At 45.8% G+C, this 25,286-nt stretch carries 23 protein-coding genes; 12 read left to right on the top strand and 11 right to left on the bottom strand.

All coding sequences use genetic code 11. The features are described 5' to 3' along the window. The first annotated feature begins 44 nt into the window (after positions 1–44). Together AC5W14_RS11130 and crcB are read left to right on the top strand one after the other, a co-directional pair. Entirely contained in the window at positions 45–467 is a 423-nt protein-coding gene (locus AC5W14_RS11130) for a fluoride efflux transporter FluC (protein WP_496194420.1), read from the top strand. Continuing rightward, positions 464–838, top strand: a complete 375-nt coding sequence (gene crcB, locus AC5W14_RS11125) for a fluoride efflux transporter CrcB (protein ID WP_496194419.1) — start codon at positions 464–466, stop codon at positions 836–838. Before AC5W14_RS11130 ends, crcB begins: the two co-directional genes overlap by 4 nt. 124 nt (positions 839–962) lie before the next feature. Here crcB and AC5W14_RS11120 read toward each other — a convergent pair whose 3' ends face one another. After that, entirely contained in the window at positions 963–2,924 is a 1,962-nt protein-coding gene (locus AC5W14_RS11120; RefSeq protein WP_496194418.1) for a glycoside hydrolase family 15 protein, read from the bottom strand. A 142-nt stretch (positions 2,925–3,066) separates the two neighbouring features. On the opposite strand from AC5W14_RS11120, the gene AC5W14_RS11115 reads away from it, so the two are divergent. Next, positions 3,067–3,513 (top strand): DUF4385 domain-containing protein, encoded by a 447-nt coding sequence (locus AC5W14_RS11115; RefSeq protein WP_496194417.1) that lies wholly within the window; start codon positions 3,067–3,069, stop codon positions 3,511–3,513. 93 nt (positions 3,514–3,606) lie between these two features. After that, positions 3,607–4,383 (top strand): Cof-type HAD-IIB family hydrolase, encoded by a 777-nt coding sequence (locus tag AC5W14_RS11110; protein ID WP_496057845.1) that lies wholly within the window; start codon positions 3,607–3,609, stop codon positions 4,381–4,383. A 27-nt stretch (positions 4,384–4,410) separates the two neighbouring features. Here AC5W14_RS11110 and AC5W14_RS11105 read toward each other — a convergent pair whose 3' ends face one another. Continuing rightward, positions 4,411–5,595, bottom strand: coding sequence for a pyridoxal phosphate-dependent aminotransferase (locus AC5W14_RS11105; protein WP_496194416.1), 1,185 nt, complete (start codon positions 5,593–5,595; stop codon positions 4,411–4,413). Between the two features lie 224 nt (positions 5,596–5,819). Here AC5W14_RS11105 and AC5W14_RS11100 point away from each other — a divergent pair, with 224 nt between their 5' ends. The 6 genes from AC5W14_RS11100 to speB all read left to right on the top strand — a co-directional run bounded on the left by AC5W14_RS11100 (position 5,820) and on the right by speB (position 13,325). Further along, positions 5,820–7,271, top strand: coding sequence for an aldehyde dehydrogenase family protein (locus tag AC5W14_RS11100; RefSeq protein ID WP_496194415.1), 1,452 nt, complete (start codon positions 5,820–5,822; stop codon positions 7,269–7,271). Positions 7,272–7,297: 26 nt separating this feature from the next. Then, positions 7,298–8,638 carry a purine-cytosine permease family protein gene (locus AC5W14_RS11095; RefSeq protein ID WP_496057847.1) on the top strand — a complete coding sequence of 447 codons (1,341 nt, stop codon included), beginning with the start codon at positions 7,298–7,300 and terminating at the stop codon, positions 8,636–8,638. After that, positions 8,635–9,432, top strand: a complete 798-nt coding sequence (locus AC5W14_RS11090) for a carbon-nitrogen hydrolase family protein (RefSeq protein ID WP_496194414.1) — start codon at positions 8,635–8,637, stop codon at positions 9,430–9,432. The genes AC5W14_RS11095 and AC5W14_RS11090 overlap by 4 nt, the downstream gene beginning before the upstream one ends. Positions 9,433–9,515: 83 nt before the next feature. Beyond that, complete coding sequence (locus AC5W14_RS11085; protein ID WP_496194413.1) at positions 9,516–10,904, top strand: sigma-54 interaction domain-containing protein; 1,389 nt, start codon at positions 9,516–9,518, stop codon at positions 10,902–10,904. 57 nt (positions 10,905–10,961) lie between these two features. Then, positions 10,962–12,353 (top strand): YjiH family protein, encoded by a 1,392-nt coding sequence (locus AC5W14_RS11080; protein ID WP_496057850.1) that lies wholly within the window; start codon positions 10,962–10,964, stop codon positions 12,351–12,353. 24 nt (positions 12,354–12,377) lie between these two features. Then, complete coding sequence (gene speB, locus AC5W14_RS11075) at positions 12,378–13,325, top strand: agmatinase (RefSeq protein ID WP_496057851.1); 948 nt, start codon at positions 12,378–12,380, stop codon at positions 13,323–13,325. 36 nt (positions 13,326–13,361) lie between these two features. On the opposite strand, the gene AC5W14_RS11070 is transcribed toward speB, so the two are convergent. Then, positions 13,362–14,819, bottom strand: coding sequence for a glycoside hydrolase family 32 protein (locus AC5W14_RS11070; RefSeq protein WP_496194412.1), 1,458 nt, complete (start codon positions 14,817–14,819; stop codon positions 13,362–13,364). Between the two features lie 172 nt (positions 14,820–14,991). On the opposite strand from AC5W14_RS11070, the gene AC5W14_RS11065 reads away from it, so the two are divergent. Next, positions 14,992–15,441, top strand: coding sequence for an OsmC family protein (locus tag AC5W14_RS11065; protein WP_496194411.1), 450 nt, complete (start codon positions 14,992–14,994; stop codon positions 15,439–15,441). Position 15,442: 1 nt separating this feature from the next. Here the strand turns inward: AC5W14_RS11065 and AC5W14_RS11060 are convergent, their stop codons facing one another. Both AC5W14_RS11060 and AC5W14_RS11055 read right to left on the bottom strand, forming a co-directional pair. Beyond that, positions 15,443–16,189 (bottom strand): glucose 1-dehydrogenase, encoded by a 747-nt coding sequence (locus tag AC5W14_RS11060; protein ID WP_496194410.1) that lies wholly within the window; start codon positions 16,187–16,189, stop codon positions 15,443–15,445. Between the two features lie 236 nt (positions 16,190–16,425). Next, positions 16,426–16,842, bottom strand: coding sequence for an Asp23/Gls24 family envelope stress response protein (locus AC5W14_RS11055; protein WP_496194409.1), 417 nt, complete (start codon positions 16,840–16,842; stop codon positions 16,426–16,428). Positions 16,843–17,026: 184 nt separating this feature from the next. On the opposite strand from AC5W14_RS11055, the gene AC5W14_RS11050 reads away from it, so the two are divergent. Continuing rightward, positions 17,027–17,260, top strand: coding sequence for a DUF2273 domain-containing protein (locus tag AC5W14_RS11050; RefSeq protein ID WP_496194408.1), 234 nt, complete (start codon positions 17,027–17,029; stop codon positions 17,258–17,260). A 51-nt stretch (positions 17,261–17,311) separates the two neighbouring features. On the opposite strand, the gene AC5W14_RS11045 is transcribed toward AC5W14_RS11050, so the two are convergent. The 6 genes from AC5W14_RS11045 to AC5W14_RS11020 form a co-directional block, all read right to left on the bottom strand. Further along, a complete protein-coding gene (locus AC5W14_RS11045) occupies positions 17,312–18,310 on the bottom strand; it encodes a C40 family peptidase (protein ID WP_496194407.1) in 999 nt (332 codons plus the stop codon). A 510-nt stretch (positions 18,311–18,820) separates the two neighbouring features. After that, on the bottom strand, positions 18,821–19,465 hold the full coding sequence (locus AC5W14_RS11040) for a hypothetical protein (RefSeq protein WP_496194406.1): 645 nt from the start codon (positions 19,463–19,465) through the stop codon (positions 18,821–18,823). A 99-nt stretch (positions 19,466–19,564) separates the two neighbouring features. After that, positions 19,565–20,467 (bottom strand): ROK family protein, encoded by a 903-nt coding sequence (locus AC5W14_RS11035; RefSeq protein ID WP_496194405.1) that lies wholly within the window; start codon positions 20,465–20,467, stop codon positions 19,565–19,567. 179 nt (positions 20,468–20,646) lie between these two features. Continuing rightward, the gene (locus AC5W14_RS11030; protein WP_496057860.1) at positions 20,647–21,339 is read right to left on the bottom strand and encodes a Na-translocating system protein MpsC family protein; all 693 of its coding nucleotides are present in this window, start codon (positions 21,337–21,339) and stop codon (positions 20,647–20,649) included. 141 nt (positions 21,340–21,480) lie between these two features. Next, a complete protein-coding gene (locus tag AC5W14_RS11025) occupies positions 21,481–22,236 on the bottom strand; it encodes a C40 family peptidase (RefSeq protein ID WP_496194404.1) in 756 nt (251 codons plus the stop codon). Between the two features lie 531 nt (positions 22,237–22,767). Then, positions 22,768–25,128 carry a glycoside hydrolase family 31 protein gene (locus tag AC5W14_RS11020; RefSeq protein WP_496194403.1) on the bottom strand — a complete coding sequence of 787 codons (2,361 nt, stop codon included), beginning with the start codon at positions 25,126–25,128 and terminating at the stop codon, positions 22,768–22,770. Positions 25,129–25,286 lie beyond the last annotated feature (158 nt).

Below are 25,286 nucleotides of genomic sequence, written 5' to 3'. Positions count from 1 at the left end.
CGTATACTTTTGGAGGTAGATTACATAGAAAGCCGGGGATAACCATGAACAAACGATTTGGGCCGCCAAGTGTGCTGCTCGCCATTGCAGTCGGCGCTATGCTTGGCACCCTGCTTCGCTACTCGATTAACCTTGCTGCGATCGACTATACCTTTCCATTCGGCACCCTGATGGAAAACTGGAGCGGCAGTGCGCTTCTCGGCGCATTGACCGGTTTTTTTGCCATTTTCACCGTTCGGGAATGGATCAGCGCCGGACTCGGTGTCGGCCTGTGCGGCGGCTATACAACTTTTTCCACCATTGTGTCAGACACGGTTTTAATCGGTTCGGCGCTTTCACCGGTTCATATAGCAGCCTATATTTTCCCTACTATTATCGGGGGTATTATCTTTGCCTGGGCCGGATTTGCCGGTGGACAGCGTCTTGGAAGAAAACTCCGCTCATCTGAGGAGGGGAATGGCTCATGATATTTTTAGTAATGATCGGCGGTGCGGCCGGTGCGGTCTGCCGCTATCTTATTGGAAAGTGGATCGACCGGACCTTGGCGGAGCGGTCTTTTCCTACGGCAATGCTCAGCGTGAATATTCTAGGCTCTGCGGGGCTCGGTTTATTTCTGGCGCTTTTTTACGGATATGTTCCGGGAGACGCCTACGACGATCCACTGTTTCTTACAGCAGCAGTTGGCTTTTTCGGTGCCTTTACTACGTTTTCCACATTCAGTATGGAATCATTCCGTCTGATCGAACAAAAGGCTTACAAAGCCCTGTTTCTTTATGTCCTTTATAGTGTATTTGGCAGCTTTGCCGCGTTTATGCTGTTTTATCTGCCTTTACTGTAAATCAGGCATTCAGAACTTCAATCCATTAAAAATAACCCCCACCATTGGGTAGTGCATCTTAAAAGTTAGAGTGAAATCTAACTTTTTGGGGTCAGCACTTTGGTGAGGGTTATTTTTTAGTTTATTATCGTTTTGCTTCCAAATCTTCTTCCAGATTATACGTTGTTTCTTCTGTCGACATTTCTTTAACGGCAAGAACAAACATCGCATGCGACCAGGTAAGAGGCATCACCCAGGCCGGTTCTGCCGTATGCTTATCTACCTGCTCCGGCAGCAGCCCAAGGTGGTTTGCGTGCCCGATCGTCCATTGCAGCAGTTCATGGGCTTCGGCTGTTTTGCCACTTCTTTTTTTGAAAATGGCAAGCCACAGCGTCGTAATAATCCATGGATTGCCGCCAATATATACGTCTCCCGGAAAACGCTCAATGCCGCCGATATGAGTCGATGTACACTCTGCTTCAATCAGATCTGCAGTTTTCTGCATCCGTTTGTCTCCAGAATCGAATACGTTAAACGGATAATTCAATCCGAGCAGGCAGATATCGGTTATATCATCTTCCCATAAATAGTACAGCGGGGTGCCCTTCTGATTGTACTCAATAAATCCTTCACGGCCCTCTGCCAGTGCTTCTTCATAGACACTGGCACTCACCGCCAGCTTGATGGTTCTTAGGAAACTTCCTTTTTTTTCGTTCCACGCTCTTGTTTCCAGCGCTTTTTTTATATCGACCGCTACTTTTTCCCAGGTTTCCGCCAGATGGTGCTCTCCTTCTTCCCGGGCGAGCTTGGAAGCACCGATCATGCCGCCGTAAACCGCCGCAGCGGAATAGCTGTGTGAGCCGTCACGCTTTTCCCACAGGTCTTTCGAGGGCTTCGGCAGATTTGTTTCCTTATCAATAAAGTCCCTGAGGAAAAAAGCACCTTTTTTCACCGTCGGCCACATAATCTCTTTAAAGTATTTATCCCCGGTCTGAGCATAGTGGTCATGAATGCCCCAGAGAATGGACCCTGTTTCATCTATCTGCACTCCCCAGTTGGGAGCCACCTGTCCGTCCGTATAATAGCGCTGCTCCCAGTAACCGGCTTCCATCTGCCAGCTGGCTATCGTGCGGTAATATTCATCTACGAGCTCAGGGTAGCCCGCTGTGTCCACGGCAGCTGCGATAAAGGCGGCATCCCGTCCCCAGCTGTAGGCGTATCCTCCCGAAAAGTCGTAGTTCTCATCGCCTTCCGGACCGGCAATGAACGTTCCGCTTTTTTTATCTTTTAATAGATGAAAAGTGAGGATAGACCGGTCGTATATCTCCTGCGTGCGTTCGCCCCCATAGGAATAACGCTTTGCTTTCTCCAGTACCTTATACCAGTAAGCCGCGGTAATTTCTTCAAGGTCTTCTTCTTCCCGGCGGCAGTACCAGATTAAATCGGTTACTTCGCGCTTGTTCGTTCCACAAGCTAAATAGATGGAAACGGCATGCTCCTCCTGCGGCTCGATCGTGTCAAAATCAAAAAACAGGCTCGATTCTGGATGATTAAATACGCTTCGCCCGTCAAACGGTTCGGGCAGCGCCTGAAGATTTAAATTGCCTATGAAATAATTCGTAATCGGATTGGGACTGGCAAGAGCCATCCAGTCGCTCCGGTTATACTGATACAGACAGTCCGTATTTTCGTCAAAATCCGAGGTCTGGAAGTGATGCCTTCCGCCTACCGCACTGTCCGAGTTGTACAGTATCTGCACTTTCCGCGCATAGTCAGCCGTATTTCTCACTTTAAAACGGCGGATCCACACGTCCCTGTCCGACAGGACAAAATCTTTTTGTTCTACGACCCAATTTTCATACTGATGAACTGTTATAAGAACATTCGTATTTTTCCGATAATACTGCGTATGCTTCCAGCTTTTTCCGTGAAAGAAAAGGGTTTTTTCCGTTTCGTAATCATAAAAGCCCGCGGACTGTGCATTGATTTGGTCAGTATAGTCGATTTGAGGCCAATAAAGCCGATGAGCCTCGCCATCCTTTGTTAAAGAAATCAGCATATTTCCATTTCCAATAATTGCGTCGGTGACGTATGGTTTTTTTCTCATGGCTTCCCTCTTTCTTAGCTTGAACTTGTTTATTAATTATACCTTATAGGAACTCATAAAAAATGAAAAGAGCCTTTTTTGCACTTCTCGGTTTATTTGCGCCCTTTTACGGCTACTATCTTTAGATAAGGGGGAGATAGCTTTGGGTTTCGACTATAAGAAAGACTTTGACAATATAGATTTCCGTAAAAATCCAGAAAAGTATGAAATTGGACGCGGGGAACAGGGATTATTAATGGTAGAGCCTTACAAAGGTGAAATTCTGCCGCACTGGCGTTTTAAAACGCCGGATATCGCCAAAGAGTCGTCTGAAAAAATTTATGAGATGTTTTTGGAGTATAAAAAGCAGGGGGATTTTGTCGGCATGGATATGGCCCGTAAATACCTGCAGATGGGCTACACCCGCGCCAGGCGTTATGCAAATTACAAGGGCGGAAAAAAATACGATAAAGACGGCAACGTGAACGAAAGGCAGATCAATGAAGAAAAAGCTGAATCCGCAGCGATTTTTGAAGAAAAGTGGATCAAAGCGAGAGAAGACGAAACGTACCTCGCTTTGAAGAAAGAGCATAAAGAGAAGTACGGATAATAGAAAACCCTGCCTTTCCACCCCGTGGATATGGTAATCTGTAAGGGCAGAAAACAGATACCTGCATAAGAGCGGAGAGGAAAGGGAAAACCTATGGAGAAAAAATTACTATTTTTTGATATCGACGGCACCCTGCTGGACCATAAAAAGCAAATCCCGGCCTCTACTAAACATGCTATTTTTGAGCTTCATAAAGCAGGCCACGAAGTGGCTATCAGCACAGGACGGGCACCTTATTTGTTTCAGGGCATTCAGCAGGAGCTTAATATTGATTCATTTGTCTGCTTTAACGGACAGTATGTGCAACGAAGAGGAGAAGCGATCCGCAAAAACCCGATTGATTTAAAAGCGATTGAAGAAATCAACGGCTTCAGCGAAGCGCGTAATCATCCGCTTGTTTATATGAGCTACGAAGGCATGCGTGCCAACGTTCCCCATCATGAAGACATTGAAACGAGCATTTCTACATTGAAAGCAATGCATCCGGATCATGACAGCGATTATTATAAGCACCACAACATCTATCAGATGCTTATATTCTGCGGAAAGCAGGAAGAAAATGAATACCACAAGTATTTTGACAACCTGGACTTTATCCGCTGGCATGAGCTGTCTATGGATATTCTTCCTCCCGGCGGCTCCAAAGCAAAAGGCATCGAACAGTATATGTTTGAAACAGGCACCAAGCCTGAAAATGTCTACGCCTTCGGCGACTATTTAAACGATATTGAAATGCTTAAATTTGTTGAAAACAGCGTCGCTATGGGAAATGCTCCTGACGTGGTAAAAGAATCCGCTAAATATGTTACCTCAAGCGTTGAAAATGACGGCATTTACAACGGACTCAAATATTACGGTCTCGTAGAATAATATCAGGCAGTACCGCCCTGGCTCTTTTTACAAAGAGCGCAGGGCTTTTGTCTGTGCAGCAATTTTTTGGGCTGCTTTTTTGAGCTGTTCCTCGGATTCGAGAAGGCTGATTCGGATATACCCTTCCCCTTTATCTCCAAATCCGCTTCCAGGCGCCGTTACAACACCGGCTTTTTCAAGCAGAAGGTCCGCGTATGCAGCCGACGTCCATCCTTTCGGTACCGCAAGCCAAACAAAGAAAGTACCTGCGGAAGGCAACGCTGTAATACCGCCTTGCTGCAGTTCTTCCAGAAACACATTACGCCGCTTTTCATATATCGCGGCCTGCTCGTACACTTCTGTCTGCTCCGCTGTGAAGGCAAAAGCAGCCGCCTCCTGGACAGCGCCGAATATACTTACATACATATGGTCCTGCAGGAGGTTCAGGCTTTCAATAACAGAAGCGTTGCCTGCCGCAATCGCCACTCTCCATCCCGCCATGTTATATGTTTTGGAGAGCGTATACAGTTCTACTCCCGTTTCTTTGGCACCTGGAGCCTGTAAAAAGCTCGGCGGCTTTACTCCGTCAAATCCGAGTGCTCCGTAAGCAAAATCATGAATCACACAGACATGATGCTTTTCCGCATATTTTACGGTCTCTTCAAAAAAACCGGCATCCGCTCCGGCTGCTGTCGGGTTGTTCGGGTAGTTTAAAAACAAAGCCTTTGCCTTCTCCCACGTCTCTTCCGATATGGCTTTATAATCGGGAAGAAACTGGTTTTCTTCCAAAAGCGGCATAAACGTACTTTTTGCTTTGGCGAGCGCAATACCGGACAAATAGTCCGGATAGCCTGGATCTGGAAGCAGAGCCGTATCGCCCTCATTTAATAAACACTGGCTTAATTCGACCAGTCCCGCTTTGGAGCCGAATAACACGGCTATTTCTGTTTCGGGATCAAGGTCAACGTTGTATTCTTTTTTATAAAAAGCAGCACCGGCTTCTTTAAGAGAAGCGTATCCCCGGAAAGGCGCGTACTTATGATTTGCCGGATCTGCGGCCGCCTCCTGCATTTTTTTCACAATCGGTGCAGGTGTGGGACGGTCCGGATTGCCCTGTCCAAGATTAATCAACGAAACTCCTTCCTGCTGCAGCTTCTGCACCTTTCTGGTTAACGATGCAAAAAACTGTTCCGGCAGTTGCTTTAAAAGATGGGACGATTCAAATACAGCCATAATTTTCTCCTTTTATTCAATAATAAATAATTATTCAATAATGAATAACTATTGTCAGATTATCTATCATTGTTCCGCATGCAGCATTTTTTCCTATTATACTGGGAAACGTACGGCAGGAAAATAAGCAGAGCCGTCTTTTCACTCTTTTTATATGTTTTTTTACACTTGGCACGAATTTTGCAAATATTCTAATTACACATGTACAAGGAGGCTGACACATCATGAAGTCAATTTATATAAACGGGGGCTGGCTGGAAGGAAACGGTCCGGCCCGCTCGATCGTTAATCCTGCTACCGAAGAAGTTATTGCCTCTATCCGCGATGCTGACGCTTTGCAGGTTGATAATGCGGCCACATCCGCTCTGGACTGCTTTAACACTTCTTCCTGGCGGTTTGATGCAGAAGCAAGAAAACAAGTGCTTCTGCAGGCTGCTTTGATCCTTTTAGACCGAAAAGACGAGGCCGCAGCTCTGGAAACCCAAAATACCGGGAAGCCCATCCGGGAGGCCGAGCTCGATATTGAAGACACGGCGGCCTGCCTGCAGTACTATGCCGGCCTGATTCCTCATTTTCTTACAGAAACAAAAGAAATGGAAGACGGAACCACAAGTATTGTTTCTAAAGAAGCCATAGGCGCCTGCGGATTGATTATTCCGTGGAATTTCCCGCTTCTGCTGGGCATCTGGAAAGTCGCGCCGGCGCTGGCAGCAGGAAATACGGTCGTGTACAAACCATCTGAACTTACCCCGCTGAGCGCTGTCCTGCTCGCTGAAATACTCGAAGAAGCCGGGCTTCCTGCCGGTGTCTTTCAATTGGTTACCGGAGACGGCACGGTCGGAAAAGCATTGGTCGATCACCCTGTCCTGACAAAAATATCCTTTACGGGCAGTGTTCCAACGGGCAGATCAATTTATGCCTCCTGCGCGGCTTCCATGAAACGAGTGTCTTTGGAGCTGGGCGGCAAATCACCGCTGCTTGTGTTTGATGATGTTTCTGTGGAAAAAGCTGTGTCCTGGGCCGTTTTTGCCGCCTTTTTTAACCAGGGCGAAGTGTGCGTCGCCGCCCCTCGTTTCCTCGTTCAGGAAACGATACTCGATTCTTTCCAGGAAGAGCTTGTGCAACAGCTGCAGCAGCTGAAAGCAGGAGATCCGCTTCTTCCCGAGACAGAGCTGGGCCCTGTGATCAGCAGAAATCACTATGAGCAGGTATCTGCTGCTGTCAGGCAGGCAGAAGCAGAAGGTGCAGAGCGTTTATGCGGCGGCACAACATTCGAGGGGCCCGGTTTTTTTCTTGATCCAGTTGTATTGACCGGAGTCACGCAGTCGATGGCCGTGGTGCAGGAAGAAGTATTCGGACCGGTTGCCACGATCCAGTCTTTTGCCGCCCCCGAAGAAGCGGTCGCTCTTGCCAACGGTACACCATACGGTCTGGCTGCCGGTATACTCACAGAAAACAAAGAGCTCGCAGACTGGGTGCAGGCACGGCTTCAGGCCGGCATTATCTGGGTCAACAGTTATCATACCCCCTACGTAAATGCACCGTGGGGCGGCGTTAAAGCAAGCGGAATAGGCCGCGAACTCGGCCCGGAAGGCCTTGTTTCTTTTACCGAATACAAACATACGAATTATTCAAACAGCCTTGCTTCACCGGGCTGGTACCACTTTGAAAAATAAATTCACCTTGAAGGGAAGAACTGTTCATGGAAGCAAAAAAGAAGAAGTTTGGCACAGATGATATCCGTCCCCTCCAGCCCCATGAGCGAAAAGTCAGCACGTTTGGCATATTCGCTATATGGATTGCGGCTAACTTTGTTATTACTACCATCTTAACAGGCATGCTGTTTGTTCCGGATATATCGTTTCAAACCGTCGTTACTGTCAGCCTGATCGGCTCGGCGGTCGGCGCAGTTCCTCTCGCTTTAATGGGCCGGATCGGGACGCGTACCGGACTTCCTACTATGGTAATCTCCCGCGGGGCTTTCGGGCAGAAAGGCGCCGTCCTGCCGGCGTTGGCAAATACGGTTGTCCTTGTCGGCTGGAGCTGGATTCAGGCCTATATGGCCGGACTCAGCTTGAATTACGCAGTAAATACTGTATTTGGCTACAGCAACATTAATTTATTTACAATACTTACGCAGATCATTGTTGTCCTGATTGTTATTTACGGTATCCGCGGCATCGCGTTGACACAGAAATTCATTTCGGTGGCGATGCTCGTTCTATCCTTTATTGTTTTTTATCAGCTTTTTACCGTGTATCAGCTGAATGACTTAATTATGATGCAGTTAAACGAAAATCCTATTACAACGGCCGTTATTGCCTTTGATATTGTGATTGCGACCGCCTTCTCGTGGATGTCCTCGGTCTGCGATTATAACCGGAGCGCCAAAAGTGAAAAAGGGGCAATGGCGGCTACGTTCAGTGGTTACATTATTGCTTCTCTTATTGCCTTTGGCCTTGGGGCAGCAGTCGGCGGCTACAGTATTATTGGAGGCATGCCGCAGACATACGACCCAACTATTCTTTTAGCCCAGCACGGCTTCGGCCTGGTTGCAGCGACGGTCGTTTTCTTTTCGGTATTATCTACCAATGCGATGGCGCTTTACAGCGCAAACATGTCGTTTTTAAATATTTTTCCAAAGCTGACGTTTTGGAAGCCGGCTTTGGCCTTTGGCGTTATAACAACTGCAGGAGCGCTTTTCAAAGACATGCTGATGGCTAACTTCTTTGATTTCGTTCTATTGATTGCAACTCTTTATATTCCTATCTTTGCGATTATTCTAACGGATTACTATTTAATTCACAAAGCGAAATATGAAGCGGAGGAGCTGGTTTCCAATGCCCGCGGCACGTACCAGTACCAAAACGGAATTAACACATTCTCCTATTTGGCCTATGTCCTCGGCGCAGGCTTTGCTTTATACTTTACGTATATTGCTCCGCTCCCTATCGGCTCCACTATTCTTACTTTCTTCCTGTCAGGTCTTCTCTACTGGCTCTTTATGACATTAGCACCTAAGGAAAGGACAAGTACGGCATGAATGATACTCAAATAGCGCTGATTCAGGATTCTTACTCTGTAGGCAGGGAACAGAAAAATATCCAGATGGTCATACAATCCGTCCAGAAGGCAAAAGAGACTTCCCCGGGTCTGGGAGCAGTCGTCCTGCCGGAAATGTGCGTGTCCGGCTACAAGGCGGGCCATGCCTATGCCCCCTCGGCCAGCCACGCGGAAGGCAGCCATTATGATGAGCTTTCCGCTCTTGCCAAAAAACACAACATTTATCTGTTTTATGGATTTGCCGAGGCTGTTCCCGGAGACACGCAGGTATACAATGCGGTCAACGTGATAAGCCCCGGAGGAACGCTCGCCGGCACCTATCGGAAAATTCACTGCACCAGCGGGGAAACCTCTTTTAAAAAAGGCCGTATTCCTTTAGTATTATCAACTGAAATAGGCCGTATCGGGGTTATGATCTGCTGGGACATGGCCTTTCCGGAACATGCGGCTTACCTGGCCAATGAAGGAGCCGACATCCTTGTTGCCCCAAGCGCATGGGAAGAGCCTTACGAACATGCATTTCACGGGTTTGCCTCTTCCCGCGCCCGTGATCATTCGCTTTATGTAGCGGCGGTGAATCAGACAGGACAGAGCGGCTCTTTTTCATACTTTGGAGAATCTTCCCTTTATGCTCCGGATGGGAAACTGAGGCATCAGCTTTATTCCGGAGAGCCTGATATCGGGACCGCTTCATTGGACAGTGCCTACCAGCACTCCTGCCGGCAGACGTTTTATACGATGAATCAAGAACGCCGCACCGATATTTTTTCTTAACATACATGATAATTCCTCCGTCCAGGGCGGGGGAATTTTTCTCCCATACATTATTCAATAATGAATAATGCATTTAGGAAAGGATGAAAGATGTGGATAATACGACGATTAACGCAGAAAATGAAGCGATATTGAATGCTATTAAAGATGATTTGCTGGTAACTGATATTCACGGTGTGATTACGAAAGTTACACCGGCCATGAAGGAGCTGTATGGCCTTCACAACGACGAAGAGCTCGTCGGCCGCTCCGTATATGATCTTGAGCAAGAAGGTCTTTTCACCCCCATTGTTACCCCTCTGGTTAAGAAGCAGGAAGAACGGGTGACGCTGATTCAAACGACGAGGGAAAATAAAAAATTTCTCGTCACCGGTGTTCCCGTTTTCAATGCAAAGGGAAAGCTGTGGCGGGTTGCCACCTATTCTCATGATGTGACTGAGCTCGTTAATATGAAAAGCTATCTGGAGGATATGGAAGGAGAAATGGAGCGTGTGCTTCACGAACTTACCCATCTGCGCAGCAGACACATGCAGGAGCACGGATTTGTGGCTAAATCGCCGGAGATGAAGCGGTGCCTGGAGATGGCAAAACAAGTAGCCGATGTGGATGTTAACGTGCTTCTCCTCGGGGAATCCGGGGTTGGGAAAACCCAGATCGCGAAAATGATTCATAAAGAAAGCAGGCGCACCGAAGGTCCTTTTATTGAAGTAAACTGCGGTGCCATTCCGGCGTCTTTGTTTGAAGCGGAGCTGTTCGGCTATGAAGGCGGTGCCTTTACCGGGGCCCAGCGTCATGGCAAGATCGGCCTGGCGGAGCTGGCGGAAGGCGGCACGCTGTTTCTGGATGAAATTGGAGAGCTTTCTCTCGCTGACCAGGTGAAAGTATTGAAGTTCATTCAGGAGAAGCAGTTCTACAGAGTGGGCGGCCGCAAAATAAAGTCTGTTGACTTCCGGCTCATTAGTGCCACCAATCAAAAGCTTGATGAGATGGTCGAGGCGCATACTTTTCGGGAAGACTTGTATTTCCGTCTGAACGTGGTGCCTATTACGATCCCTCCGCTCCGGGAGCGTTCTTCCGATATTATTCCGCTGATCCACCATTTTCTCCAGGAGTTTTCCGAGAAGCACAACCGGGACATATCCTTCGATAAAAACACGCTTTATTTATTGAGCGAACTGGAATGGAAAGGCAATGTGCGTGAGCTGATGAACATGATTGAGCGCTTGATTGTGACAAGCGGCTCACGCGTTGTCACCGCAAACGATATTACCATTCCGCGCTCGCCGGCTGCCAAAAAAGAAATGTACGATACCTTTTCCAAAACGCTTCCGGACACGCTCGCTGAAGTCGAAGCATCCATTATGCAAGAAGCCGCTTCCAACTGCCGGACGACGACTGAAATGGCAAAATGGCTTGGGATCAGCCAGCCTTCTGTCGTCCGCAAATTAAAAAAATACAACATCCGCTCCTGATATTGGCATGGTTTTTGCAATAGGTAAGGGTAGACACTTGCAAAGGATGTGGACACGATGGAATCAAATAAAGAAGTGGACAGGCACAGTTTAGAAACGACCTGGACGAAACGAAATATGTCCAAGGCGCTGACTGCTTCTATTATCAGCTTGTTTTTATTTCTGCTCCCTGTTCCCTATCAAGGGCAGTGGACGATAGGCATCGGTATCGCTGCCGAATCCCTTCAGCTTGTATTTCAGGACGGCCTGGCTTCATTTATGACGCTTCTGCTCGTTTTGTCGGGCGTCATGACGCTTGTGGCAATGACCGCTGAAAAACAAAACGCCGCCTGGCTGCAGCGTTTTCCGTTTATTCGCGAACTGTTTGCGGTCAGCTGGGTCTGGGCCGGCTTCCGGCTTTTAGGAGCCGCTTTTGCTGTTATGGTTCTGTATCAGATAGGACCGGAAGTCATATGGTCCGACCTGACCGGCGGAACCGTTCTTTATGATTTAGTTCCGGTTCTGACTACATGGTTTCTTGTCGCCGGCTTCCTCATGCCGCTTCTCCTGCAGTTCGGCTTAATGGAGTTTATCGGTACGCTCGTCCGTTCGCTTATGCGTCCATTATTTAAGCTCCCCGGCCGTTCTTCTATTGATGCGATGGCTTCCTGGATGGGAAGCGGAACGGTCGGCGTTCTCATTACCACCCAGCAGTACGAAGGCGGCTTTTATACGAAAAGGGAAGCTTCTGTTATTGCTACTAATTTCTCTGTCGCCTCTATCGCTTTTAGTTTAGTGGTGATTCAATTTATTGGACTTGATCATATGTTTATTCCTTTTTACCTGACAGTGATTGTTGCCGGCCTTTCAGCTGCCATCATATGTCCGCGCATTCCGCCTCTGTCCCGGAAATCCGACGTATATTATGAGCCGGTCGGCAAACAGATTTCAGAAGACGTTCCGGAAGGCAAAACGCGGCTGCGCTGGGCTTCTGAAAAAGCAGTGGCTAAAGCGTCCGAAGTAACAGGGCCAAAAGAGCTGGTCGTAAACGGAACCAAAAATGTGCTCGATATCTGGTTCGGCTTAATTCCTCTTGTGATGGGGCTTGGAACCATTGCCCTGTTAACGGCAGAATTTACGCCTATTTTTACGATCTTATCCTACCCGCTTGTGCCGGTTTTGGAGTGGATGTCCATTCCTGAAGCAGGCGCTGCCGCTCCGGCCATGATCGTAGGATTTGCCGACATGTTTCTGCCGGCTGTGATCGGAAGCGGGATCGAAAGCGAGCTAACCCGGTTCGTTATCGCTGCTTTATCGATGACACAGCTCGTTTACATGTCGGAAGTAGGTATTCTTCTGCTTCGTTCCAAAATTCCATTGTCCCTGCTTGACCTGATTATTATCTTTATTCAGCGGACCATTATTACGCTGCCTATTATTGTTGCGATGGCCCATCTTTTCTTTTTCTAATACGATATTCTAGGAGGATTACATATGTACAGACCAAAAGACTCTTCATTAAGCCCACGCTACACCGGAGTCCGCACATTTATGCGCCTGGAAAACATCCGCACAACAAAAGACGTTGATTTCGTCGTGGTCGGAAACCCATTTGACACCGCGGTATCAAACCGGATTGGAGCGAGAGGCGGCCCTCAGCACATCCGTAATTTCTCCATCCTGCTCCGCCCGTATAACCCGGATCAGGAAATTGATATATTCGACTACTGCTCCGGCGTTGATTACGGTGATTTTGACACGGTTCCGCAGAACATTCACCGCTCATACGAACTCGTGGAAGAACAGCTTTCCACTATTCTGGCCGATGATGTGACGCCCGTAATATTAGGTGGGGACCACTCTGTAAGCCTGGGCCATCTTCGTGCCTTTGCCAAAAAGTACGGGCCTGTCGCTTTGATACATTTTGATTCACACAGCGACACATGGGATAACTACTTTGGGGAAAAATATATGCACGGCACTCCTTTCCGGCGGGCCGTGGAAGAAGGCTTAATTGACACATCCCGTTCTATTCAAGTAGGCCTGCGCGGCCCGCTTTATGGTCCCCATGATGTAACGGATCCAGTAGACCTGGGCTTTAAAACAATTCCAATGCGTGAAGTACACAAGCTTGGCTGCGAAGAAGTGCTCCGCCAGGTGCGGGAACGCGTTGGGGACGCTCCTGCTTTTGTCTCCTACGATATCGACTTTGTTGATCCGGCCTATGCCCCCGGCACAGGAACGCCGGAAGTCGGTGGTCCGACGAGCCACGAAGCGCTTGAATATGTGAGAGGGTTATATGGACTGGACATTAAAGGATTTGATCTCGTTGAAGTACTGCCGGCCTATGATCATGGAGAAATCACGGCAGCACTCGCTTCCGCCGTCGCTTTTGAAATGATTACTCTTGTCGCCATGCATAAACGCGACCAGTTGAAATAGCAAAAAAACCACAGCCCCGTTGAAAGGGCTGTGGTTTTATTTATATTCCCATTTTTCTGCATGAAAGGCCAGGCCGCTGCCTTCTGCCTGCAGTCGGATGCCTGTACTGTCTTCTTTCGGAAAAATCCGTGAAGTAAAGACGCACGCCCCGTCGTTTGCGAATATTTCTATTGAAGAGGTATCAACGAACAATCTAAGATCCGACAGCGGATGGGACAGCGAAGCAGCTCTCACCGTGCCGTACTCTTCATTTAACGGCTCTCCGCTGTCTGTTCTGTCCAGGATAAGCTTCTTTTCCTGCGGATCGTAGTGCAGTGCTGTTCTCTCCTCCGTGCCTTCCCGCACATATAAAGAAAAAGGTGCATCCGGCAGCGAATCAAAACGGATATTAAGCTCATAAGCGCTTCCATTCAGCATCTGGTCTGACTCGTTCCAGGTCCGGTGCTCTGAGGTGATGCGTTTTTCTTCTAATTCTTTCACCGGTCTCTGCCGCACTTCCCCGTTTTCAAACGCAATCTCTCTCGGAAGCGTCAAGCAATGGGCCCATCCAAAACGATCGGTCGGATAGCTTTGATCCGGCAGCCCCATCCAGCCGATTAAGATTCTTCTGCCATCCGGACTTTCCGTTGTCTGCGGTGCATAAAAATCAAAACCGTGATCCCACTCTTTAAAATCCCCGTGCTCCAGCCTGCCCGTTGTTAAATCAAGTGTCTCTCCCATAATATAACCGGACTGGTAGATATTTCGAAAGCGGTCGCCCTCTGCTTCGATCCCCTGCGGAGAAAACATCAGGATTCCGTGTCCCTGCATTTCGAAGTAATCCGGACATTCCCACATGTAACCAAACGAAGGCAGGCTTGTTTTAACTTCTCCTTTACACTCCCAGTTCTCGAGATCAGCAGAAGCATAAAGCAGGATGACTCCCGTCAGGTTATCCCGCTGGCCGCCAATTACTGCATAATACGTGCCGTCTTCTGTCTGCCATACTTTCGGATCCCTGAAATGCGTCGTATATCCGTCCGGCGCGCCTTCGATCAGCACCTTCTTCTCTTCAAACGTTCCATCCGCCCGCATCGCACAGGAGCATTGGAAAGGCAGTCTTTCTCCATTATCAAGCTTCGTATTGCCCGTATAAAAAAGCTCAAGCTTTTCATTTACCACTATACCGCTGCCTGAGTAGACCCCGTGCCTGTCTTCATAAATATCAGGCGCAAGCGCCGCCCCATGGCTCTGCCAGTCTACTAGATTCTTTGATGTCTGATGATACCAATGCTTTAACCCGTGCACAGGGCCAAACGGATACCATTGGTAAAATAAATGATATTCCCCATTAAAAAAGGCAAAACCATTTGGATCATTTAACAAACCGCTCTCCGGCTGAATATGAAACGTCTGGCGCCACGGCGATAGTGCCACCTGTTCTTTTATATATTCCAGTTCTCTGCTGTTATCAGAAGTAAGACGCTTGCTTTTATCTGTCAGAAGCCAATTCATTCATCTACCGCCTTCCTTTATTTCATTAATGGAATCGATTCCATTAAACATAATCTTATCGTACAGTTACTATGTAAACCTTGTCAAGACAGTCTGGAAGATATTTCTTGAAATAAGTACCATATTTCGTTAGTTTAAAAGAATATCCCTATACATTGAAGGAGTGATACGTTTGGCTCTGCACCCTTTTATCGTTACTACGCACTGGCCGGAAGGCCGAAACAGCGTAGGCACGCTGGCTTCTGAACATCTGGAAACCGCGATCTCTATTCCTGCGGAAATGGACGGACCCGGCATTGGGACCAATCCTGATGAAATGCTTCTCGGGGCAGCTGCTGCCTGTTATATTATTACGTTTGCCGCCATGCTGGAAAGAGCCGGCATCAAAACAGAAAAGCTCTCCATGGAAAGCAAAGGACTCGTCGATGTAACCAATGGTGTTTTTACGTATAAAGAGATTATCCATTATCCGGATTTACTGCTCACATCCTCTGTTACCGAAAAGGAAGAAGCAAAAGCCATACGGCTCGCTGACAAAGCAGAAAAAAGCTGCATGATTTCCAGGGCGGTGGCTGGAAATGTTTCCATTTCCGTTCACCCTGTCATCCGCCGCTTTTCCTAGATTATTCTTCATAGATCATTTTACGGGTCATTCCTCCATCTACAACCAGGTTGGTTCCTGTGACAAAATCATTGTTTTCTTCGGATAAATAAAGACAGGCCTTCGCTACGTCATCCGGACGCCCTACCCGGTTGGACAAGTGCTGGGTATGATCGTGAATAGAAAGCTTTTGATAATCTCCGGTTTCGATCCACCCCGGTGAGATGGCATTCACGGTAATATTATAAGGGCTTAAAGAAGCCGCAAATGAATGCGTCAAGCCGATAACGCCTCCTTTTGAGGCTGCATAGGCTTCCGAGTGGGGTTCTGACATGGATGCTCTCGTTGAAGCAATATTAACGATAGCGCCTCCATTCTGCGTCTGCCTCATTACCTTCGCGGCTTCTCTTGTTCCCAGAAACACGCTTCGTAAATTCGTATGCATCACGTTTTCCCATTCTTCCAACGTTATTTCGAATGGGGAAAGAAAGGCTTCTATCCCTGCATTATTTACGAGTACATCAATAGTGCCGTATATTTCATAAACTCTTTTCATTAAATAAGACATCGAACTTTCCCGTGTAACATCCGTTTTAATAAAGATAGCCTTGAGGTTCTGGTCTTGAAGCTCTTCTGCTACACTTTGTCCCTTTTCATCCACATCAGCCAGCACGACCGCCGCCCCTTTTTCGGCATACATTCGGGCCGTCGCACGACCAATTCCTTTCGCTGCTCCTGTTACTACTACTGTTTTATTTTCAAAAGACATAGTACCCTCCTTGTAAAGTCATTATGATCTAAGTACAAAAAAACCCGGCTTCCCGCCGGGGATGTTCTTAGCGTGTAGTGTCTGTTGGGCGTTTCTTTGCTTTGTATTTGCTGTAGCCCTTTTTAATAAACGGTGCTGCCATCACACCAAACTTAAATAATTTGCTTACCATTCTAAACATATGCAAGTTCTCCTTTAGTTAAATAGAATTATAATAGCCCGATTCGAATGCAATACTATTCGAGACGTCCTGTTTCACGAACTTCCGGCTCGTCTTCTCCGAGCTTTCTATCTCCTTCAACATCCACATCGTCGACAAACATTTTTACTTCTACTACTTCCAGGCCGGTCATCTGTCTTACATTTTCAGTGATTCTCCGTTTCACTTCCTGGAATACCTGCGGCACGTTAGCGCCGTATTTCGCGATAACATTTAATTCAATTGCCGCCTGCTTTTCACCGGTTTCTGCAGTAACTCCTTTAGTAAGGCTCTTTCTGCCCAGACGTTCTGCAAACCCTTCAGCTACTCCGCCGCTGAGGGATAAAATCCCTTCTACTTCGGCTGCGCTTAATGCTGCAATTTTTTTTATAACTTCATTACTGAACTGCAGTTCTTTTTCTTCTTGGTTATTCGGATTATTTATCTCTGCCATATTATTAGCTCCTTTATAAATAATATCGTTATGATACAAGCTTTCCCTTTTTTATAAAGTTGTAATCCTTTTTCTTTAGAATATACTTCCTTCCAGAGCGTTTCAAAATGTGGAATATGGGAGATAGTATATAAAACAAGAATATATATTTCGAACCGCATCCATTGGTAGAACGGAGGAGATTATGCAAAATCACCCCACTTTCCTTGAAATGATTCTGCCCTACAGAGGAAGAATCATTGGCCTTTTATCTGCTGTTATCGCAGGTATTGTTTTTCTGCTTTGGGGATTTGGAGAAGCATTGCTTGTTACGCTTCTTTTAGCACTTGGAGTAATAATCGGCCGGCAAATTGACGGGAAAAAAGATTTACGGGAAAATCTTTCATCTTTTTTAAAGTGGCTTACAACAGAACGATAAAAACAGCCGGCTGCGCAGATACGCAGCCGGCTGTTTATTCATATTGCTGTATTAAAGACGTCCTGCGCCAATGTAACGCTGAGACCAGTAGCTGTTATTCATGCTTGCCACAGCTACTCCTGTTGAAGCCCCTGCATGGATGAATTGATTATTACCAATGTAGATTCCGGCGTGAGTAGGGCCTCCTCTAGTATCGTAGAAAACAATATCACCTACGGATGGACTGGACACTCTTGAAGCTGCGCTGTACATCTGTGCTACTGTACGGGGAGTGTTTACTCCGTGCTGGCGAAGAACAAATTGAATATAGCCGCTGCAGTCAAATCCTCTAGTCGTCGTGCCGCCCCATACATATGGAGTACCAATATATTTTCTTGCCGTGTTTACGACTCCGCTTGTAGAAGCAGTAGTAGAAGCTCCTGCTACTTTTGCCGGAGCGGCAGTGGAACTGCCTGCCGATGAATTATTGGAAGAAGCACGCACATTTCCTCTAAGCGCAGCAAACGTGTTCGGTCCTGCGACACCATCTACACCAATTCTTGCAGCGGACTGGAAAGAGCGGAGCGCACTTGCAGTACGGGCACCAAATACTCCGTCTGCGGTACCGGCACTGAACCCTTTACTGTTCAAAGCGCTTTGAAGTGCTCTTACGTCATTGCCGCGGCTTCCCTGGCGGAGCGTGCGGGAAAATTCGCTGCTGCCGGTTGAAGCAGATTTAACAGTCGTGTTGGAAGAAGAGTTAGACGAGGAAGAAGAGGAACCGGAAGATCTAAGGTTCATTTTTCCGAATGTCTGGTTACCTGCAATACCATCAGCAGAAATGTTTGCACTTCTTTGGAACGAGATGAGCGCACTTCTCGTTCTCGGGCCGAAAGAACCGTCTACAGAGCCTGCATTGAATCCCTTACTGTTCAACCATGTCTGCAGTTCGGATACATCAGAATGCTTCATTCCGGAACGAAGGGTCTGGTCTCCAAGGGCTGCATCCGCCATGGATGGAGTGAATAGAATCGCTGTTGCAAGTGCACCGCTGATAAAGTATTTTTTCATAATTGTTGTAGACGCCGTTTATCTCTCGTTATGTAAGTATGTCGTTAGAACAGGGTTTATTAATTGTTCTATGTATAAAGCTATATGTATGATAAATAATTTTATGTTTTCCAACGACATGTTTATTGTTATGTAGTGAGAGTGAAACGAACGTACACCTCCTTGTTTTTTATATTATTTGTTTTAGTATGTTTGAATTATATGATGATAGGGAAAGAACTCACAATACTATTTCCTGTTTTGTTACACAACTGTAACGTAAGACCCATTTTTGTAACAATAAAACGACCATATGTAACATAAACATGATTAATTACCTATTCTTATTTTTAATAAAAGTTTATATATGCGACTTTCGTTTTGCTATTTGCACGTCTTATGAGTAAATTCAGCCATCGGAGAGATAAAAGTACCCCCATACAATACTCTTGATTATTTCACGTTTGCTGCACAAAAAAAGGCTGATTTTGCAGAGAATCCGATGGATTCTTTACAAAATCAGCCTTTTTATTATAATTGAAGCATTTTTTCGCTTTTAATGTATTGTATGGTTTTCTCAACATCGCTGTCATCTGAAACCACGTATCGGCTTCTTTGATGAATTTCCGGCTTTTCGAGCAGTCCGAGTCTGACACAATACCTGAATAAAAGGGTAATAAACTGCCTCAATGTGGATGTTTGATACGTTGACTTTTCACTCAGTTTCCCTCCAAAAGCTTCGTAGTAGTCTTTGGAAGAAAAGGGTGATTTGTTTTTCCATTCTATTAAATGGTTCAGAAATGAACGAAAGAAATCAACGCTTACAGCGTAAGTCTGTGGGGATTTTTTAAATTTAATCAAATCCTCTTCTTCTATATAATATAACAGCAGCATATCTCTTTTAGAGGAGGATGTATTCCGGAGAGAAGTTAATCCATTATCGCGGGACCGTTCAGATTCTGAAACCGGGGCAAGAAGATCTACCATTCCCTGATTAACAGCTGCCGACGGCTGTTGAACGGAATAACTTTCTGCGGCGGGCTTTCCTTCAATAAAAGCCTCCAGCTGCGCAAGGTTTTTTAAATGAGTGACGGCCTGCTCCGCTAAGTGAAACTGCTGCTTTTCAACGGCATCATTTAATGCATCCTTCAGCTGTTTTTGTAATATCGATGACATAGGCTGAGCGCCCCTTTCCATTATCTTTTATCATTCTACATAAATTCTGGTTGTTTTTCCATACATAGCAGTATGACTTTTCATCATTTATCTATTTTTTTATACTAAGTAAACACTTCCCAGCGCAGCACTCTTTTCCTTCCCGAAGCTGTTTTCGATTTTCAGTTTGTCAGAAAAACGGGGAAGAAGACCCGCATGGACAGCTTTTTTTGTGTACTCAAAATATAGCGGGCTGTTTTCCATAAGCCCTCCCCCAAAGACAACCATGGAAGGATTTAATAAATGAACGGCCCCCGCTGCTGCCTGGGCAAGCCGGGAAGCCGCTGCCTTTAGAAGCTTTTCGTAATATGGGTGTCCCTGTTCTGCTGCTGATAAAATCTGCGGCATGAAAAAAGCCGGCTGCTGATGCTTCTGCTGCCACTGCCCTGCTTCCTGTTCTATTGCTTTTCCAGAAGCATACGCTCTTACACAGCCTTTATTTCCACAGGCACAGAGCCTTCCTTCCTGTTCTACAGGAAAATGGCCCAGTTCCCCGGCCATACCTTCCGCTCCTTTAAACAATTTCCCATTTACGATCAGCCCTGAGCCGATACTCGTCCCTACAGAAATATAAAGAAGTGATTCTGCCTGATAAAAAGCAGCTTCTGCATAAGCTGCCGCATCTGCATCATTATGAAGAGAGACCGGAATGGAAAAAGCCGCTGACAATTCCTCAGCGAGCTTGAGCTGATAAACATTCAGGCTCTGTGAATACACAATGGTACCCCTTTCAGTATCAATCAACCCCGCACAGGCAATAGAAATATGCCGAATCCTGCCTGTGTTTTCCAGTTTGCAGGAAAGATAATCCAATGCCATATAGAGAGCCTGCTTCCAATCCAGGGCCTTGTTCTCCTGAAATGTAGGGTATTGGCATTCTCTAATTACTTTATATTCTGCATCTACTAATATGCCCAGAATTTTTGTGCCGCCTATATCGATTCCTATTTTATAGTCTTTCATACACGTTGGATTCCTCTCCAAATTAACTGATACCATCATAACACATCAATATGATCGGATAAGAAGACTTTATTTTATAGTCTATCCTGTAAAAAACCACTAAAAAAGCCGGGAACAACAGAAATTTCTGTTGTTCCCGGCACAAAGGCCGGCTTCCTATCCGTCCTTTTTCCGGCCTTTTATTTATTGGGATTTAAAATAATCACGATAAAACTGATATCTTCAGCAAAATCCCAGTCCAGGAAAATATTTTCAACTGCAGCCGGCAGAATTTCTTCCAGCTGCGTTTTACGAATCAGATTTTTTTCCAGCGGGCGTTTGGTGATTTTTAACTCTTCTTCAAATCCTGCTTTGATTAGTTCTTTTTCAATTCTTACTAGAATACCGGTACGCATAATAACAAGCGTCCGCTCATTCAAGTAAAACGAGTCCACGTACACAGGCGTTTTCTCGGCATGACGACTCATTCTGATGATTTCTTTATGAACCTTTTCTTTTCCGGGATACATTTCCCATGTTTTATCTTTCGAAGCTTTCCCTTCGGAAAGCACACCCAGAATCATCCCTGATTTCGTATCCAGGGACCAGTCGTAATACACTTCTTCTATAGAAAATCCTGCATTTTCACTAAGGTACTCTTTTATTTCCGGAATTAATTCCGCCATAAGGTAATCCCGGGTTTTCTCAACATTGGTTTGCTTATCCTGGTTAATCAGCACCTGCTCTACAGGTGTTATAAAATCTTTTAAATAAATAGTGATAAAAGGATTTTTCACTGACACAAAGACGGAGCCGGGTCCTTTGCCAAAATGATTCCTTAACAGTCTCCCTATATAACTTGCAAGCTGGGTCTGTACAGATTGTATATTCATTATTCACTTTCCTTTGCAATGAATCGTCGAATAGGTTTCATTCACTATTATACATTATAAGAAAGAAAGACGATACACCCGTTGTAACTGCGTAAAAAAAACAGCCCTTCCTAGAGGAAGAGGCTGTTTAGGATGATTGAATTACATGCGTCCGGCGCCGATGTAACGTGGAGCCCAGTAAGAGCTGTCCATATCTGCAATAGCTACTCCTGTAGAAGAACCGGAGTGGATAAACTGATTGTTACCAATGTAGATACCTGCGTGGGAAGGACCGCCTCTTGTATCAAAGAATACGATGTCTCCAACGCTTGGGTTGGATACTTTAGTGCTTGCGCTGTACATTTGGGAAACTGTACGTGGAATATCTTTTCCTGCCTGCTTAAAGGAATACTGTAAGAATCCGCTGCAGTCAAAACCACTTGTAGAAGTTCCGCCCCATACATACGGGGTACCCATATGCTGTCTGGCTGCAGAAACAACACCACTGCTGGCCTGTGTCGTAGATGCGCCGGCAACCTTCGTTTCAGAAGAGCTGCTGGAAGCTGTTGTTGTATTAGAAGACGTGTTTGAAGATGTGTTGGATGAGCTGCCGGATCCGTTCAAAGACTGAATTGTCTGTGGTCCTACTACTCCGTAAAAGCTTCCTGCTGAAGAGGAAATGCCTTTATCAAGCTGGTATGCTTTTACTGCACTTAATGTTCTTGGTCCGAAAGTAGAACCGGTAGAGCCGTTGAAATAACCCTGCGCTTTTAATTCTTCCTGCAGAGCATTAACAGAAGAGTTAACGTCTCCACTGTTCAGGCTGCCGTGGCCGTCGATGGATGCTGCGTCAGATACGTTTGGTACTGCGAATAGTGCTGCTGCTGCGAATGCTGAACCTACTAGATATTTTTTCATAATTGATTTTCGTCTATTTATACCCTGTACATGTATAAGGTATATAGAACGGCGCATGAATCCTTTATCGATTTTTTCCACAGAAGATATTACTGTACTTTCATTACTTTAAATCATTCTATGTATATCTTATCGCTATAAAGTATATGCTGTTCTTTAGACGAAAAGTCACCCCCTGATATTTTTTTTAGTACTGTATGTTTTTTTCACTTGTCTTTGTTTTCTTATCAACACTCTGAATTATAGAGCCCGTGACGTTATTCCTCAACCTTTTTTGGACCTTTGTGATACAACTGTAAAAAAAAATAGTACAGTGAAATGTTTAATCAGTAAAAAAACGGGGTAAACAGTGTAACAATATGTCCGTAACACCTGACTTTATCGCATTTTACTTTTTACATCCTAAATTTTACCAAAATTACAGTGTAATCGTAGTGTAATATTTAGAAATATTAAATACTTCATCCTTATGGCCTATACTTCACTAAAAAATTAATATCCCAGCCGCTTAAACGCGACTGGGATATTTTCTTATACAGATGCACGAAACCGTGCTTTATCATATGCGGGTTTCTGCTTTATGCCGTTTACATATATCTCTGTTTCTTCAGGGACTTGATGAAATACATACGTTTTAGACGTCCAGCCAGGCACATAGCCTGAATGAATTTCATTTTCTTCTATAGAAATAACGTCGCTTTTCCGAGAAATGTGAATACTTTGTGAGAAATACGCTTCTTTTTGATGATTGAGCGTTTCCCCGTCGTCTTCATAAATACGTTTTTGCAGATTTCCTTCTTCCCCGAGATATGCATGTACCGTCAGGCTGTCATTTTCTGCGTCTGCATTTTGTTTCACATTACCTTCAAGCACCACACTGTTTTCTTTGATAAAAATAGGAAGGGTATCCAAATCAGCTGCCGCCATAATGTATTGGCCGCCTTGATGACTCTCCTGGTCATTCCAATAGTTATACCATGTTCCTTCCGGCAGATAAACTATCCGGTGCTTGGCAGCTGATTGAGTAACCGGTGCTACCAGAACGTCTTCACCTATCATAAACTGATCGTGCAGCTTCAGCGTGTTTGGATCATCCGCATAATGCATCATCATCGGTCTCATCACGGGCATACCGGTTTCAGTGGCTTCCTGAAATAGGTCGTACAAATGCGGCATCCATTTATGGCGGAGTTCAATATACTTTTTAATAATTTCTTCTGTTTCTTCACCAAAAGCCCACGGTTCCTGAAACACGGTGCCAATGTTGCTGTGATTACGGAAAAATGGCGTGAACGTTCCAAGCTGGGTCCACCTTGTTAACAGCTCTGCGCTCGTATCATGAGCAAAGCCGCCTACGTCGTTTCCGGCAAAAGGAACACCGGATACTCCGAGATTAAGGGTCATTGGTACAGCCATCTGCAGGTGCTCCCAGAAGCTTCTATTGTCTCCGGTCCACACTGCTGCATAGCGCTGAATCCCGGCAAACCCTGCTCTCGTGAGAACAAACGGCCGTTTTCCATCAAGCTTGTTCTTCAGCCCTTCAAAACTTGCCTGGCCCATATGAAGGCCATAAACATTATGAAGCTCCCGGTGTGTCTTATACGTTCCATTCTCTTCATGAAAAACGTCGTTATCCATCGTCTTTTTCTCATTAAACACCGCGGGCTCATTCATATCGTTCCAAACGCCTTCTATTCCCATATCTGTATAGTAGGCCTGCTGCCCTTCCCACCATTTTCTTGTTTTTTCGCGGAAAAAATCAGGAAAGGCACTTTCACCAGGCCATACATCTCCGTAATAGACCGATCCATCCGGATAGGCACTGAAATGGTTATTCTCCATTCCTTCCTGATAAGGCAGGTACGTTTCATCACGCTTTACTCCCGGATCTACAATCGGCACAATTTTAATTCCTTCTGCTTTTAAATCCTGAACGAGCTTTTCCGGATTCGGAAATTTTTCTTCATCAAACGTAAATACACGGTACTCATCCATATAATGAATATCCAGATGAACGGCATCCAGAGGAATATTCTTTCGTTTAAATGCTTCCACCAGCTCACGTACTTCTGCTTCACTCCGGTAGCTGTATCGGGACTGGTGATAGCCCAGCGCCCATTTGGGCGGGAGCTCCATTCTGCCGGTAAGCGAGGTATACTGGCGGATCACATCTTTAGGCTGCGGGCCTGCTAAAATGTAATAATCCAGCGCTCCTCCGTCTGCTGAAATAGAATACGTCTCATAAGAAGTCTTCAAATCAAATTCCGTCTGAAATGTATTATCCAAATAAAAGCCGTATGCTTTCCCTTTCCGGATAGACATAAAGTAAGGGATAGATTGGTAAAGCGCATCTATTTCAGGGTTATGAGGCGCAAATACATCTGTATTCCACATTCTCATTTTTTCCCCGCGCTTTTCCAGAAAGCCGGTTTTTTCACCAAAACCGTAGAAATGGTCTTCCGGCTCCATGGTTTTACTAACACGGACTTCTCCTCTTGAAGAAAACGCCATTCCTTCCTGCTGTTCGTCTGTAATCTGCCCCCCGTCTTTATCGTAAATTGTAATCCGGCAGGGAAATTTGGAAATAGACAGGCGGAGTTCTTCCGTCCGAACGGCGAGGACCTCCTCCATATCCTGAACGGATATCTCCTGCAGGGGTTCCTGTCCTGTAACCGCTGCCGTACTTGAATCATCCGGCATTGCTTTAGGGTGCATTTTCACCCTGGCTATACCTGGTGCTGGAAAGCTGATTCTCACATAACCATGTTCGCATATAAGGCTTACTACACCCTCGCTTTTGGAAACGGTGTTCACATTACCGATATCCTGAAAATTTACTGCTTCTGCTGTCTGTTGATGGTCTGGATGTATAGCAAAACTAGTGTCTTTCATAAATCCCCCTTATTCTTTCTTCAATATTCCCTCGTTTTTTAGCTCATGAAGAACATTATAGAAAGAACGAGTCTTCAACGCAACCGTTTGCGTTTATTTCTTTTTATTTATTTCTTCTCTTTTTTTCAGTTTCTTCTATTATATAAACCGGCTTTCAG

The sequence above is a fragment of the Sinobaca sp. TMA16-18 genome (genome assembly GCF_059510535.1).
Note: the sequence above shows the minus strand (reverse complement) of the source record. Positions and strands in the feature narration are given on the sequence as shown.

Coding starts and splice junctions, on each gene's coding strand:
- AC5W14_RS11130 (WP_496194420.1), top strand. CDS start 45: ATGAACAAACGATTTGGGCCGCCAAGTGTGCTGCTCGCCATTGCAGTC.
- crcB (WP_496194419.1), top strand. CDS start 464: ATGATATTTTTAGTAATGATCGGCGGTGCGGCCGGTGCGGTCTGCCGC.
- AC5W14_RS11120 (WP_496194418.1), bottom strand. CDS start 2,924: ATGAGAAAAAAACCATACGTCACCGACGCAATTATTGGAAATGGAAAT.
- AC5W14_RS11110 (WP_496057845.1), top strand. CDS start 3,607: ATGGAGAAAAAATTACTATTTTTTGATATCGACGGCACCCTGCTGGAC.
- AC5W14_RS11105 (WP_496194416.1), bottom strand. CDS start 5,595: ATGGCTGTATTTGAATCGTCCCATCTTTTAAAGCAACTGCCGGAACAG.
- AC5W14_RS11100 (WP_496194415.1), top strand. CDS start 5,820: ATGAAGTCAATTTATATAAACGGGGGCTGGCTGGAAGGAAACGGTCCG.
- AC5W14_RS11095 (WP_496057847.1), top strand. CDS start 7,298: ATGGAAGCAAAAAAGAAGAAGTTTGGCACAGATGATATCCGTCCCCTC.
- AC5W14_RS11090 (WP_496194414.1), top strand. CDS start 8,635: ATGAATGATACTCAAATAGCGCTGATTCAGGATTCTTACTCTGTAGGC.
- AC5W14_RS11085 (WP_496194413.1), top strand. CDS start 9,516: ATGAAAGATGTGGATAATACGACGATTAACGCAGAAAATGAAGCGATA.
- AC5W14_RS11080 (WP_496057850.1), top strand. CDS start 10,962: ATGGAATCAAATAAAGAAGTGGACAGGCACAGTTTAGAAACGACCTGG.
- speB (WP_496057851.1), top strand. CDS start 12,378: ATGTACAGACCAAAAGACTCTTCATTAAGCCCACGCTACACCGGAGTC.
- AC5W14_RS11070 (WP_496194412.1), bottom strand. CDS start 14,819: ATGAATTGGCTTCTGACAGATAAAAGCAAGCGTCTTACTTCTGATAAC.
- AC5W14_RS11060 (WP_496194410.1), bottom strand. CDS start 16,189: ATGTCTTTTGAAAATAAAACAGTAGTAGTAACAGGAGCAGCGAAAGGA.
- AC5W14_RS11055 (WP_496194409.1), bottom strand. CDS start 16,842: ATGGCAGAGATAAATAATCCGAATAACCAAGAAGAAAAAGAACTGCAG.
- AC5W14_RS11050 (WP_496194408.1), top strand. CDS start 17,027: ATGCAAAATCACCCCACTTTCCTTGAAATGATTCTGCCCTACAGAGGA.
- AC5W14_RS11045 (WP_496194407.1), bottom strand. CDS start 18,310: ATGAAAAAATACTTTATCAGCGGTGCACTTGCAACAGCGATTCTATTC.
- AC5W14_RS11040 (WP_496194406.1), bottom strand. CDS start 19,465: ATGTCATCGATATTACAAAAACAGCTGAAGGATGCATTAAATGATGCC.
- AC5W14_RS11035 (WP_496194405.1), bottom strand. CDS start 20,467: ATGAAAGACTATAAAATAGGAATCGATATAGGCGGCACAAAAATTCTG.
- AC5W14_RS11030 (WP_496057860.1), bottom strand. CDS start 21,339: ATGAATATACAATCTGTACAGACCCAGCTTGCAAGTTATATAGGGAGA.
- AC5W14_RS11025 (WP_496194404.1), bottom strand. CDS start 22,236: ATGAAAAAATATCTAGTAGGTTCAGCATTCGCAGCAGCAGCACTATTC.
- AC5W14_RS11020 (WP_496194403.1), bottom strand. CDS start 25,128: ATGAAAGACACTAGTTTTGCTATACATCCAGACCATCAACAGACAGCA.